This window comes from Cryobacterium adonitolivorans, from assembly GCF_004402695.1.
GTDB classification, from domain to species: domain Bacteria; phylum Actinomycetota; class Actinomycetes; order Actinomycetales; family Microbacteriaceae; genus Cryobacterium; species Cryobacterium adonitolivorans.
This window is the reverse complement of sequence record NZ_SOFL01000049.1, coordinates 68,419-81,058: the sequence shown is the minus strand read 5'-3', so window position 1 is coordinate 81,058 and position 12,640 is coordinate 68,419. Positions and strand designations below refer to the sequence as shown.

Annotated in this window: 9 protein-coding genes and 1 pseudogene; 6 read left to right on the top strand and 4 right to left on the bottom strand. The window is 72.3% G+C overall.

All coding sequences use genetic code 11. The annotated features are described in order from the left end of the window. From E3O42_RS18125 to E3O42_RS15335, 6 genes and pseudogenes are all read left to right on the top strand, one after another. A partial coding sequence (locus E3O42_RS18125; protein WP_166788019.1) for an SCO7613 C-terminal domain-containing membrane protein occupies positions 1 to 5,871 on the top strand: 5,871 nt, incomplete at its 5' end. A gap of 126 nt (positions 5,872 to 5,997) precedes the next feature. Next, positions 5,998 to 6,504 carry a GNAT family N-acetyltransferase gene (locus tag E3O42_RS18635; RefSeq protein WP_134454772.1) on the top strand — a complete coding sequence of 169 codons (507 nt, stop codon included), beginning with the start codon at positions 5,998 to 6,000 and terminating at the stop codon, positions 6,502 to 6,504. A 287-nt stretch (positions 6,505 to 6,791) separates the two neighbouring features. Continuing rightward, positions 6,792 to 7,181: pseudogene (locus E3O42_RS15350) on the top strand (heavy metal translocating P-type ATPase); the annotation flags it as partial. Positions 7,182 to 7,452: 271 nt separating this feature from the next. After that, positions 7,453 to 7,824 (top strand): DUF488 domain-containing protein, encoded by a 372-nt coding sequence (locus E3O42_RS15345; RefSeq protein ID WP_134454770.1) that lies wholly within the window; start codon positions 7,453 to 7,455, stop codon positions 7,822 to 7,824. Positions 7,825 to 7,858: 34 nt separating this feature from the next. Then, complete coding sequence (locus tag E3O42_RS15340; protein ID WP_134454769.1) at positions 7,859 to 8,437, top strand: GNAT family N-acetyltransferase; 579 nt, start codon at positions 7,859 to 7,861, stop codon at positions 8,435 to 8,437. A 1-nt stretch (position 8,438) separates the two neighbouring features. Further along, a complete protein-coding gene (locus tag E3O42_RS15335) occupies positions 8,439 to 9,146 on the top strand; it encodes a M50 family metallopeptidase (RefSeq protein ID WP_134454768.1) in 708 nt (235 codons plus the stop codon). Between the two features lie 202 nt (positions 9,147 to 9,348). On the opposite strand, the gene E3O42_RS15330 is transcribed toward E3O42_RS15335, so the two are convergent. From E3O42_RS15330 to E3O42_RS15315, 4 genes are all read right to left on the bottom strand, one after another. After that, the gene (locus E3O42_RS15330) at positions 9,349 to 10,047 is read right to left on the bottom strand and encodes a VIT1/CCC1 transporter family protein (RefSeq protein ID WP_134454779.1); all 699 of its coding nucleotides are present in this window, start codon (positions 10,045 to 10,047) and stop codon (positions 9,349 to 9,351) included. 245 nt (positions 10,048 to 10,292) lie between these two features. Next, positions 10,293 to 10,676, bottom strand: coding sequence for a D-ribose pyranase (rbsD, locus tag E3O42_RS15325; protein WP_134454767.1), 384 nt, complete (start codon positions 10,674 to 10,676; stop codon positions 10,293 to 10,295). Continuing rightward, positions 10,673 to 11,668, bottom strand: a complete 996-nt coding sequence (locus E3O42_RS15320) for a ribokinase (protein WP_241984867.1) — start codon at positions 11,666 to 11,668, stop codon at positions 10,673 to 10,675. The genes rbsD and E3O42_RS15320 overlap by 4 nt, the downstream gene beginning before the upstream one ends. After that, positions 11,665 to 12,609, bottom strand: a complete 945-nt coding sequence (locus tag E3O42_RS15315) for a substrate-binding domain-containing protein (RefSeq protein WP_134454766.1) — start codon at positions 12,607 to 12,609, stop codon at positions 11,665 to 11,667. The genes E3O42_RS15320 and E3O42_RS15315 overlap by 4 nt, the downstream gene beginning before the upstream one ends. Between the last annotated feature and the right edge of the window lie 31 nt (positions 12,610 to 12,640).

The following is a 12,640-nucleotide window of genomic DNA, read 5'->3' as shown; positions in this document are numbered from 1 at the left end:
GAACGCCGGGCCAAGGCGCAGGCCCAGGCTCAGCGCGCCGCCGAAGCCGACGCGGCGCGTGCCGCACAGGCCGCCTCACAGGCCGCGCAGGCCCACGCGGCCACCCAGGCCGCCGCGCAGGCACCGGCGACACCGACAGGTCCGGCCGCGCACAAGCGCTCGAGCGTGCAGGTGGTGCTGCTGCTCGTGGGCGTCACCCTCGTCTCGGTCGCGGCGATCGTCTTCCTCACCGTGGCTTTCGTCGTCGCCGGCCTCGCCGTGCGTTCGGCCATCGTGGGGCTCTTCACCCTGGCCATGCTTGCCACGGCGGGACTGTTGCGGCGCACGGGGCTCGTCAGCACTGCGGAGGGCATCGGCGCTCTCGCCGTGGTGCTGGTGCTCCTGGACGCCTGGGCGCTGCGGGAGAACAACCTGTTCGGCTTCGGCAACGTCGACGGCCTCCTCTACTGGGGCGTGACACTGACGGTGTGCACCGCGCTGTTCCTGCTCTGGCACGCGGTCTCGTCGCTGCGGGTGGCCAGCGTGGCCGGATTCGCCGCTGCCGCACCGGCCACAGGCCTGCTCGCCGCCGGGCTCACGGCGGACGCCGAGCCGCTCACCCGGCTCTTCCTGGCCGCCATGGGAGCCGCCGCCGGCGCGCTCGTGCACAGGTTCACCCGGCCGGGCACGGCCTCATTCTGGCCCGCCGTCGACCGTCGTGCCGAGAGGATCGCCCTGCTCGCACTGGCCGCTCTCGGCCTGGCGACCGCCACGGTGACCGGCGGGTTCGTGGCTCCCGACGGGACGGCGATTCCCCTGCTCACCTACGGCGCCGTGACCGCCATCGCTGTCACGCACGCCGTCGTGGCGTTGACCGGGCGCACACCGGATGCCGCCTACCGGGCCTTTGCCTACGCATCCGCGGGCCTGGCCACCCTGGCCGCGGTGCTCGGCATCAACGTGTTCGCTTGGCGCACCGAGGACAACAACCTGCTCGTCACCCTGCCGCTGCTGGCCACCGCCGCTCTCGCGCTAAGCCTCGAACTCGCCTGGCGGCGCCGGCCGGCCGGCCCCGCCAGAACCGCCCGGCTCAGTGCCGCGCTCACCGCCGCGTTACTCGTGGCAACGATCGGTATGGGCGTGCTGGCCGCAGCCGCCGCACCACTGGCCAGCGCCCTGCTGTCGACGCTCGCCCGGTTGGGCGATCCACTTGCCTCGGTGAACGACATCAGCGTCTGGGCCGTGGCCACGCTGGCCGGTGTCGCCGTGCTGGTGGCCGGATTCTGGCGGGCCGGCGCGGTGCTGGCCTCGCGCCTGCGGATCCTCGCCTGGTTCGGACTCGTCGTGGTCCTGCTCGCCGTGCCCTTCACCGAGCTGCTCTGGCTGGTGCTGCCGCTGTACGTGCTGCTCGGCGCCGCCACCCTCACTCTGCTCCTGCTCACTCGCGCCCGGCACCTGCCCCTCGGCGGCTACGTCCCGATCCTCCTGACCTTCTTCATCGCCAGCGAGGCGCTCGGATACACCGTGAGCTGGGCCAGCAGCACCAGCTGGTGGCTCGGCACCCTGTCGGCGGTGCTGGCCGCGTTCCTCGCCCGGCTGCTGCTGCACCGGGAGTCCCGGGCCGGCGGCCGCGGTCTCCTGCTCTCCGGCGCGATCGTCCTCACCCTCATCGGCGCCGTCGCCGCTCCAGAGGCTCTCACCCGCGCCGCGCCGCCCACCGCGGCCGTGCTGTGGCTACTGGTGGCCCTCGGCGTGGCGTTGGCCACCGGTCTGCTCCAGGTGTTCCTGGCCCAGGGCCGGATCGGCGGGTTCACCGCCGTGGAACGCCGGTTCGCGTTCTGGACCCTGCTCGCGCCGACCCTGCTCGGCCTCGTGCTCCCCACCTGGCGAATCATCGACGGGCTGGCCGCCGCAGACCGCGCGACGATCCCGCCGGGCGTGCCCGTCGCCGGTATCCTGGCCGCCGCGCTGATCGTGACCTCGACGCTGCTCTGGACGCTGTCCCACGACAGCGGCCTGCGCTGGGAACGGTTTACCGGCGCGCTCCTCGTGGCCCCGGCCCTGCTCGCGCTCACGGTGAACCTGATCTCCCTCACGGAGGCGCCCGGGACGGTCACGGTGCTCGCCGCGCCGATCGCCGCCCTGCTCACAGTGGCCGTGGCCCTCGTTCTCCGCACTCTCGCCCGCACACCCGCCGGCACGACCGGTGGCTGGGCGCGCTCCTCGGCCGGCCTGGAGATCGGCACCGCCGTGGTGCTCGCCGCGGTCTTCCTGCGGCCAGGCCTCACCGAGCTCGGCTGGCTGGTGCTGCTGCTCACCGGGGTGGCCCTGCTGCTCACCGCGATCGACGCCGACGGGCTCTTCGCCTCCCGTTCCTGGCGCCGCCATGTCGGTTGGCTCTCGCTCGCCTCGGCTACCGCCGGTCTCTGGTGGGGGCTGGCCCGCGCCGGCAGCACCCCGGTGGAGGCCTACGTACTCCCCCTGGCCGGCCTGCTGCTGCTTGTGGCCGCGCTGCTCTGGCGCTACGGCCGCGCCGACCGCGCGGTCACCGCCAGCCCGGGCGCCGCGTTGCTCACCCTGGCCGGCCTCTCGGTGGCCCTGCTCCCCCTGGCCCTGAGCATGCAGACCGGGTCGCCGGTGCGTCCGATCGTCACCGGCGCAGCATCCGCGGTGCTGCTTGTCGGCGCCACGCTGGTGCGCTGGACGCCACCGCGGTCGGCCTACCTGGCCGCTGCCGGGCTCGCCGGCGCTCTCGGCCTACTCAGCACGGGCATTGCCCGCTCGCTGCGCCTGCTCGACTCCGCGGGCTCCACGGGCTCCACGGGCCCACTCCTCGAGGCGTGGCTGCTGCCCACGGTCATCGTCACGGCGGTCGCCGCGTTCCAGCTCGTGCGCCACCGGGATGCCCGCACCCGCCTGGCCAGGGACCGCGCCGGTGTCGTGCTCCTGCTCGTGGCCCTTGGCACCCTCACGTTGCTGGAAGCGGCCTCGTTCGACACCTCGGGTCTGGCTGCCTGGCGCGCCTTCGCCCTGCTCGCCGGCCTGGCCGTCGGGCACGTGCTGGCGCTCTGGCGACAGCGAGTGCCGCTCGGCGCCGTCGTGGCGTGGACCAGTGCCGCCCTGGCCGGTTTCGCCGCCGGGGCCGCCCTCGTCGCCGGCGCGGTGGATCCGTTCGAGCTCGTGACGGTGCCGGTCGGGCTCGCCCTGGTTGCCGGTCAACTCGTCACGGCCCGCCCCGGGGTCGCGAACGGCGTCCGGCCCGCCGGCGCCGCGTGGGCATGGACCGGTGCCGGGCTCGCGTTGGTGCTGCTGCCCAGCGCCGTCGTGGCAGCCTCAACCGGCGCCTCGACCCTCACCGCCGCCGGCCTCACCGACGACGCCGTGCGCCAACTGCTCACCCTGGCTCTGGGCGGCCTGATCGCCGTCGGCGGCGCCGTGCTGCTCGGCCGCCCCCGGTGGAGCCTGCTCGCCTGGCCCAGCCTGCTCGTGGGAGCCGCGGCGGTCGTGATCACGGCGACCGGGCGCATCCTGTCGCTGCCGACGCCCGGCGCGGCCGGCCCCGACTGGCGCCTCGAGGCGTGGCTGCTGCCCGCGGCGCTGCTGCTGGTGTTCACCGGCGGCATCATCATCACGAACACGCCGTTTCTCGCCCCGGGCACGATGGCGGAAACACCCGCCACTGCGACCGGGCCGCGCAGCGTGCGCCGGGGCTTCGGCTACGGCCTCGTCGGCCTGGCGCTGCTCGGTATCCTCGGCGCGGAGACCGCCGCGCTGCCGCACGGCCCGTACGCCGAGGGACGCGTGATCGCCCTGGTCGGCCTCTTCGCCGTGCTGCACGTGGCCGTGCGCTGGTTCGACCGCAGCCCCGCGGGCACCGTGCTCGCCTGGGTCAGCTGGGCCGCGGGCCTGGTCGCGCTGCTGGCCGGCCTCGGGTTCAGCCTGCCCAACCCGCTCGAACTCACGACGATGCCGCTGGGGCTTTCCCTGATCATCGGGCAGCTCCTGGCCGCCGGGCTCCTCGGCTCGCCGCTCGCCCCGGCATCCGCTCGTGGACCTGCTTCCGGCCCGGTTGTGTCGGCCTGGCTGGCCGTCGGCCTGGGTCTGGCATTGCTGCCCAGCGCGGTCGAGGGCGCCCAGGGTGCCCTACTTCGCCCGGGGCTTGTGCTCACCGTCGGCGGCATCCTCGCCATCGGCGGAGCCCTGCTGATCACCCGGTCGCGTTGGTTTGTCGTAGCCTGGCCCGGCGTTCTGGTCGGTGCCCTCGCCGTCGTCGTCACGGCGTCCGGACGCATCCGGCCACTGCTCGTCTCGCCGGCCGGTCTGGACGGACGGCTCGAAGCCTGGCTGCTGCCGGCCGCCGTGCTGCTCATCGGCGCGGGCTACACCGTCATCGCCCGCTCTCCGGCGCTGGTCCGGCCGGTTCCGGGCACCGGTGCGGCGGATGCCGGTGCCGCGTCGGCGGCGACCGTGCACCAGGTCGCGCCACGCCGCCTGCTCGGCTACGGCCTCGTCAGCGTTGCCCTCGCCGGCATCCTCGGCGCCGAAACCGCCGCATTGCCCTATGCCGCCTTCGCCGAGGGCCGGGTGATCGCCCTGATCGGGCTGTTCGCCGTGCTGCAGATCGCCGTGCGCTGGTTCGACCGCAGCCGCGCCGGTGACCTGCTGGCCTGGCTGCTCGTCACCGCCGGCTTCCTGGTGTTGATCGCCGGTCTCGGCCGGGACCTCTTCGACCCCGTCGAGCTGGGCACCGTTCCGCTCGGGCTCGCCCTGATCGTCGGTCAGCTGATCGCGGCTCGGGTCATCGGCCGGGCTCAGGACACTGCGACCACAGTACCCTCGGCACGACTGGTGCAGGCCGGGCTCGCCGTTGGCCTGGCCGTGGCGCTGCTGCCCAGCGCCGTCCTCGCCGCAGAGGGAACGCTGGTGCGTGCGGTGCTCAGCCTGGCGATCGGCGGTGCCGTGGCCATCCTGGGCGCCCAGCTCGTGAACCATGCCCGCTGGGCCCTGCTCGCCTGGCCGGCCTGCCTGGTGGGTACGATAAGCGTCGTGGCCACAGCCGGCCTGCGGATCGTCGCCCTGTCCGGAGCGCCCGCCGGGCCCACCGGCCAACTTGAGGCCTGGCTGTTGCCGGCCGCTGCCCTCCTGGTGGCGACCGGAACCTGCCTGGTCTGGGTCGCCCACAGCTCGGATTCCCCCGACGCGACGAGTCTGCCGCTCCGGGGCGGTTACGCCCTCGTCGCCGCGGCCCTGCTCGGCACCGTGCTCGCCGAAGTGATCGCGCTGGGCTACCCGCCGCTGGCCACACTGCGCGTGGTGCTGATGGTCTGGGTTTTCGCGGCGGTGTTCCTGGCCGCGTTCTGGGGCGATCGCAGCCCCCTGGGCCGGCTCATCGCCTGGGTGGCCCTCGCGGGTGCCGCAGGGATGCTCGTGGCCGGCGTGATCCACGACGTGCCGGACCCCGTCGAGATCGTCAGCGTGCCGCTGGCGCTGGCGCTCGTGGCGGCCGGACTGGTGCACCTTCGGCGCGTGTCTTCCGCGGACAGCTGGCTCGCGCTGGCGCCCGGTCTGCTCCTGCTGCTGGTGCCCTCGCTGCTGCTGGACCTGGGTTTCAGCCCGCTCTGGCGAGTGGTGGGCCTCGGCGTTGTCGCGATCGCGGTGCTGCTGCTCGGCACCGCACGGCGGTTGCAGGCTCCGTTCGTGCTCGGCGCGACGGTGCTGCTGCTGCACGCGCTCGCCCAGCTCTGGCCGTGGATCGCCCTCCTCTACGTCTCGGTGCAGTGGTGGCTCTGGCTCGGCATCGGCGGGGTGCTGTTGATCGTGCTCGCCGCGCGGTACGAGCAGCGCATCCAGAACTTCAAGTCGGCGGCGCTCAAGATCTCCACGCTGCGGTAGCCCGCCTCCCCCACAGCACCCCGCGCCCAGTCCGCCGCCCCGGGTGCGAGGGTGCACAACTCCTGCAGAATTTTGCCGCTGCGGCGCACTTCCGCGTGATTCCGGTGGGCGCCGACGTCCGGTCGGATGAATTGCAGGAGTTATGCACTCGGCCGTACTACGGCCCGCCCGCGGCTGGCGCCTCTCGCCGTGGCCGACGTGGCCGACGTGCACGCCATCTACGCCGACCCGGCCACGTGGCTGCACCTGCCGGCCGGCCGCCACACGGCACTCGCGCAGGCCGAGCGGGTGGTCGACGAAAGCGAGCAGAGCTGGGCCGCACCCGGTCTGGGCCGCTGGGCGATTCGGCTCCGGCACGACCTGCCCGGCACCGCGCTGGCGGCGGGGACCGTCATCGGGGTGGCCTCGGCGATGCTGATGGACTGCGGGGCGCGCAACTTCGGCTATCGGCTGACCCCGGCCAGCTGGGCAATCGGCCTGGCCACCGAGGCCGCCAGCGCCGGTACCGGATCAGGGCTGCTCGCCGAGCTCGGTGACCTGTTGCCGGTACTGCTCTGTCGTGAGCTCGCCGCGGGCGTACCGCTCGTCGAGGATGCGCCTGGCGTCGCTCGTACGCGGGCCCACCGGGCTTGACGAGTCGTTGCGGAACACCCGCACGGTCCACACGATGAGCACCACTGTCGCTCCCAGCGACAGCAGCCCGTACAGCCAGAGCCAGACCGGGTTCATTCCGTATCCCCACATCATTAAGGCTCCCTTTCCTCGGACAAGCGCGAGTGGTCGTGCTCCAACGGTAGCCGCGTTTATCTCTATTACATTGATACCCCTAGGGGGTATACGGTGGCAGCATGTCTTCCCGCTCAGATCACTCCTTCGACCCGCCCGCCTCCGGCCCCTCATCATCGACGGACCACGCCGCGATGGACCACGGCGCCATGGGCCATGCCGGGCACGGCGACCACGTCGGCCAGTTCCGGCGACTGTTCTGGGTGATGCTGGTGCTGGCCGTGCCCGTCGTGGCCTTCAGCGGCATGTTCGCCATACTCCTGGCCTACGACCTGCCCGACACCGCCTGGGCCGCGTGGGTCTCGCCACTGCTGGGCACCGTGATGTACGTCTGGGGCGGCCGCCCGTTCCTCGCCGGCGCGGTGGCCGAGCTCAGGCAGCGTTCCTCCGGCATGATGCTGCTGATCGCGCTGGCGATCACCATGGCGTTCCTCTCCTCCTGGGGCTCAACCCTGGGCATCCTGGCCATGGAGCTCGACTTCTGGTGGGAGCTCGCCCTACTGATCGTGATCATGCTGCTCGGAGACCTCTGGTGGGCCGCCGGCTACAACCTGCTCGCTGTGCCGCTGGCCGCCGGGGTGCTCGCCCCGGTCGGCTTCGTGCTGTCCATGGAGGTGGGGGCCCTGCTGATGTCGGCCTCGACGGTGGTGGTAGCCGTGAACGCGCAGCTGCTGCGCCGCCTCGACCTGCGGCCGGAGGTGAGCACCGCCCGGGTGCTCGGCGGACGGCCCCGCGCGCACGCTCCGGCTCGGGTCTGACGCGCCCCACCCTGTTCGTGAGGTCTACGGTGTGGTCATGGCTTTCCGTATCAAGCGCATTCACGATGACGCGTCCGCTGACGACGGCTGCCGAGTCCTGGTCGACCGGCTGTGGCCGCGGGGCATCAGCAGAGAGCGCGCCCGGCTGGATGCGTGGCTCAAGGACGTGGCCCCGTCCCCGACCCTACGCACGTGGTGGAACCACGACCCGGACCGGATCGACGAATTCACCGCCCGCTACCGCGCCGAACTGGACACAGAACCGAACACAGCCCGGGCTGTTACCGAGCTGCGCGAACTCGCGGCACGGAACCCGAGCGGCACCACCCTGCTCTACGGCGCCAGGGACGCACACATCAATCACGCGCGAATCCTCGCCGATTACCTGGCCGCGGGACCGGGCGATTGACCCGTTGGTCATAGAACACGACTAGCCTCCATTGATGGCCGAAACACGAACACCCGCCGCGCCTCGCGAAGTGGAGCTCTACTGTCCCACCGCTGACGATTGGGCTGGCCTACGCGATATCCGCCTCCGCTCCATCGCGAACTTCCCGTTGGGCTTTTTTGAATCATTCGCCGCCGCCCTCGCGCTCACCGAAGCGGACTGGCGCCAGCGCGGCGCCCGGAACACCGAACCCACCAGTTTCCAGGTTGTCGCACGCCCCCCGGGCGAGCAGTGGGTCGGCACAATGGCCTCTTTCGTGTCCTCCGGCCCGCCGAGCTACCGGCCGGGTGAGACTCCGGTCAACGGCCCGGTGCGCGCAAATCTCGTGGGCGTCTGGGTCGACCCCTCCTATCGCGGACCCACCGGAGTGGCCACGCAACTCCTCGTCGCCGTCCGCACCTGGGTCGCCGAGGAGCACCACCTCGATCGGCTCTACCTGCACGTGCACGAAAGCAATCACCGCGCCATCCGCTTCTACGAGAAGAATGGCGGCCGGCCCACCGGGGACTACATCACGGACCCGCACCGCACCTCGGAGCGGCACCTGGAAATGGTCCTGGCCACCGAGGCCTGAGATGGACCTGCTCTTCGAATTCTGGAACCGCGTCTCGGCCACGAACGCTCCGCTGCCGGCACTGACCGTGTGGCTGACCATCGCCGCGGCCACCCTGCTTGTGTTTGTGCCCCCGGCCTGGAAGCTGACCCGGCACGGCATCACGATCGTGCACGAGGGTGGCCACGGGCTCGTCGCGGCGCTCGGCGGGCGTCGGTTGCAGGGCATCCGGCTGCACTCCGACACATCCGGCCTCACCGTGAGCCGCGGCAAGCCACGCGGCCTCGGCATGGTCTTCACCCTGCTCGCCGGCTACATGGCGCCGGCCCTGCTCGGGCTCGGGGCGGCGTGGATGCTCAGCCTCGGCCACGATATCGGCCTGCTCTGGGCACTGCTCGCGGCGCTGGCGCTGCTGCTGGTGCAGATCCGCAATTGGTTCGGACTGTGGTCGGTGGCCGTCACCGCTGCGGTGGTCTTCGCCGTCACCTGGTTCGGCTCGCCCGCCGTGCAGAGCATCTTCGCCGTGCTGGTCACGGCGTTCCTGCTGATCGGGGCTTTGCGCACCGTCGTCGAGCTGCAGGCCACCCGGTCGCGGCGCGGTGGCACCGCCTCGGATGCCGACCAGCTGGCCCGGCTCAGCCACCTGCCCGGCCTGTTCTGGGTCGTCGTGTTCTTCGCCGTCGCCGGCGGCTGCATGGCGGGCGCGGCGCGGCTGCTCGGCCTGCTCTAGCCCGTGGGGGCGAGGCGCGCCCCGGTGCCGCTCGTCGGTGCCGGTCGCAGGCGCCGAGATGACGCAAGAGGCCCCGTGGATGCCCATGCGGGGCGCTTTGCGTCGTCTCGCGGGGAGCCCCGCTGCCGAGAGGACGCGACTGGCCCGTGGGGAGACCGCGAGGGGGCCCTTCGCGGCATCTCGCGCGAGCAGGGCTCACTCGCTAGAAGGCGCTGGTACCCAACATGGTGCCGACCAGCCAGGTGATGAAGAGCGCCGCGGCACCGCCGGTGACCACGCGCACGGTGGCGCGGGCGAGGCGGCTGCCGCCGAGTCGGGCGCCGAGCGCGCCGGTGAGCGCGAGGGCGACCAGCACGGCGAGGAACGTCACCGGGACACGGACATTCTCCGGCGGCAGCAGGATCGCCAGCAACGGCAAAATCGCGCCGAGGGAGAAGGCCAGGGCCGAGGCGCCGGCGGCGTGCCAGGCGCTGGCCACATCCTCTTCGACGATGTTGAGCTCGAGCGACAGGTGCGCCTTGAGCGCATCCTTCTCGGTGAGCTCGATGGCCACCTGGCGAGCGGTGGCCGGGGCCAGTCCGCGTTCTTCGTAGAGGGTGGTGAGCACGTCCAGCTCGCCGGCCGGGTCGTCACGCAGCTCGCGCTTCTGCTTTTCGATCATCGCGCGCTGGCTGTCGCTCTGGCTGCTCACCGAGACGTACTCCCCGAGCGCCATCGAGATCGCGCCGCCGACGAGGCCGGCCGCTCCGGCGGCGACGATCGCGGGAGTGCTGCCCCCGGCGCCGGCGACACCGACCACGATGGCCGCCACGGAGACGATGCCGTCGTTGGCGCCGAGCACGCCGGCGCGCAGCCAGTTGAGCCGGGTGGCCAGGCTGCCGCCCAGCGACGCGCGGGCCATGTCGGCGGGCGCTGCGGCATCCGGGACGGCGTGAAAGGGCCGGAAGAACGGGGGCGAGAGGATGGCCATAGAGTCACCATAGGCACCTCCCATCGGCACCGCCAGCGTGGAAAGCCTTGCCTAATCCCCCTGATCAGGGGATGGAAAGGCTAACCTAATTCCGCTCGAGATGCCCACCTTCGGACGAGGTGCGCCGCTGTGCCGGGGCAGCTCGCCCGGAACGGGGCAACTCGCCGACCGGCGGACTAGAAGGGCACCCCGCACACGAGCGCGGCGTTGGCGAACGCGGTGGCCTCCCCGGTGCGCACGAACACCCGCGCCGACGCCGAGAGCGCCTTGAGCTCTCCGTGCCCGATGTACTCGATGTCGCTGAAGCGCCCGTTCAGCCAGTCCCCGGCGACCGTGCCCTGCGCCTCCTTCGCGGCGACGCAGCGCTCCACGACGAGTTCGCCCAGCAGGGCGTCCAGGACCTGCTCGAAGCGGGGAACGCCGTGCACCAGGGCGAGGTCGATCACCGGCACCCCGGCGGGGGCGGGCATCCCGCAGTCGGCGATGAGGACGATGTCGCCGTGACCCAGGCGGCTGAGCGCCGCGTTCAGGTCGGCGTTCAGGATGCCGGTGCGTTTCACGGGCGTGCCTCGTTCTTCTCGATGGCGAAATCGGTGCGGACCTCGGAGCGGACCTCGGGGAGGCTGTCGCCCGCGTGCGGATAGGACGGCTGCGTTCCCCGGGACTGCACCGCGAATGCCCCCACCCGCACGGCCAGCCGGACCGCCTCGCGGAGGGTGTCGCCGGCGGCGAGCCGGGCGCTCAGCGCGCCCACGAAGGCGTCGCCGGCGCCGGAGCTGTCGACCGCCACCACGACGGGCGAGGCCACGGCATCCGTGCCCTCGACGTCGGAGATGATCGCACCGAGCGCACCGCGGGTGAGCACGACCGAGGTCACCCCCCACTCGCGCAGCCGCGCCACCGCCTCGGCGTCCGAGGCGGGCGGAGGCGCGCCGGGCGTGAGCTGCGCGAGGAGCAGCGCGGCTTCGTGTTCGTTCACGATCAGGGGGTCGGCGGCCGCGATCGTGGCGGGGTCGAGCTCGATCACGGGGGCGAGGTTGAGCACGACCCGTCCGCGGGCCAGCCGGGCGGCGGCCGTGCTTGCCGCAGCGGGGATCTCGCCCTGCAGGACCACCACGGCGGCCCCGGCGATGAGGTCGGCACTCTGGCCGACGACGTCGGCAGCCACCGCGGCATTGGCCCCGGGGATGACGATGATGGTGTTCTCGCCGTCGGCGGCGACGGTGATCACGGCCAGGCCGGTGGGCCCGTCCACGGCCCGCACGTTCGACAGGTCGACGTTCGCGGATTCGAGGATCGCGGTGGCGGAGGAGGCCAGGGCGTCGCGACCGATCGCGCCGACCATGCTCACCCGGGCGCCGAGCTGGGCCGCGGCGACGGCCTGGTTGGCGCCCTTGCCGCCGGGCAGGACGGCGATCGAGGTGCCGATCAGCGTCTCGCCGGGCAGCGGATGACGCGCGACGGTGGTGACCTGGTCGGCGTTGATCGAGCCGACCACGACGACCCCGGCCAGGGTCGCCCCGTCGTGTGGGTGCTGGGTTGGCGGGGTCACTTGGAGAAGTCGCCCACGTTCGTCTTCGTGACGGACACGACCTCGACGGGAACGGTCGCTTCGACCTTGTCACCGTTGATGGCCTTGACAGCCAGTTCGATGGCGAGCTTGCCGAGTTCGGCGGGCTGCTGGGCGACGGTGGCGTAGAGGGAGCCGTCCGAGATGGCGGTCAGGCCATCCGACGTGCCGTCGAAGCCCACCACCATGACCTCAGAGCCGGCGCGGTCGCCCAGCGCCTGGATGGCGCCGAGGGCCATCTCGTCGTTTTCGGCGAAGATGCCGGTGACGCCGGGGTTGGCCTGCAGGAGGTTGGTGGTGACGTCGAGGGCGGAGGCGCGGTCGAAGTTCGCGGTCTGCTCGGCGACGACGGTGATGTCGGGGTAGGCGGCGATGCCCTCGTCGAAACCGGCGCCGCGGTCGCGGCTGGCGGAGGTGCCGGACACTCCCTGCAGGGAGATGACGGTGCCCTTCTCTCCCATCGCCGCGGCGAGCTCGTCGGCGGCCTGCTTGCCGCCAGCGACGTTGTCGCTGGCGACCAGGGAGGTCAGGTCCGCGTCGTTGACCGTGCGGTCGACGCCGACGACCGGGATGTTCGCTGCGGTCAGCGTGTTCACCGAAGCGCTGGCGGCATCGGAGTCGACCGGGTTGACGATGACGGCCTTGGTGCTGCCGGCGGCGGCCGTGGCCAGCTGGTTGGCCTGGGTGGCCGAGTCGTTCTGGGCGTCGACGATGTAGAGGTCGACGCCGGCCTCGTCGGCGGCGGCCTGGGCGCCGTCGCGAAGTTCGACGAAGAACGGGTTGTTCAGCGTGGAGATCGCGAGCACGACCTTCGGCCCGCTGGCCTGGTCACCGCTCCCGCGGCCGCAGGCTGTGGTTCCGGCGAGGATCAGTGCGGCCGTGGCGGTGACGGCGGCGATGCGGCGAAAGGAGGATGACTTCATTGTGGTTCCTTTGTTGGGTGGGGCGGGACGG

Coding starts and splice junctions, on each gene's coding strand:
- E3O42_RS18635 (WP_134454772.1), top strand. CDS start 5,998: ATGAATTGCAGGAGTTATGCACTCGGCCGTACTACGGCCCGCCCGCGG.
- E3O42_RS15345 (WP_134454770.1), top strand. CDS start 7,453: ATGGCTTTCCGTATCAAGCGCATTCACGATGACGCGTCCGCTGACGAC.
- E3O42_RS15340 (WP_134454769.1), top strand. CDS start 7,859: ATGGCCGAAACACGAACACCCGCCGCGCCTCGCGAAGTGGAGCTCTAC.
- E3O42_RS15335 (WP_134454768.1), top strand. CDS start 8,439: ATGGACCTGCTCTTCGAATTCTGGAACCGCGTCTCGGCCACGAACGCT.
- E3O42_RS15330 (WP_134454779.1), bottom strand. CDS start 10,047: ATGGCCCGCGCGTCGCTGGGCGGCAGCCTGGCCACCCGGCTCAACTGG.
- E3O42_RS15315 (WP_134454766.1), bottom strand. CDS start 12,609: ATGAAGTCATCCTCCTTTCGCCGCATCGCCGCCGTCACCGCCACGGCC.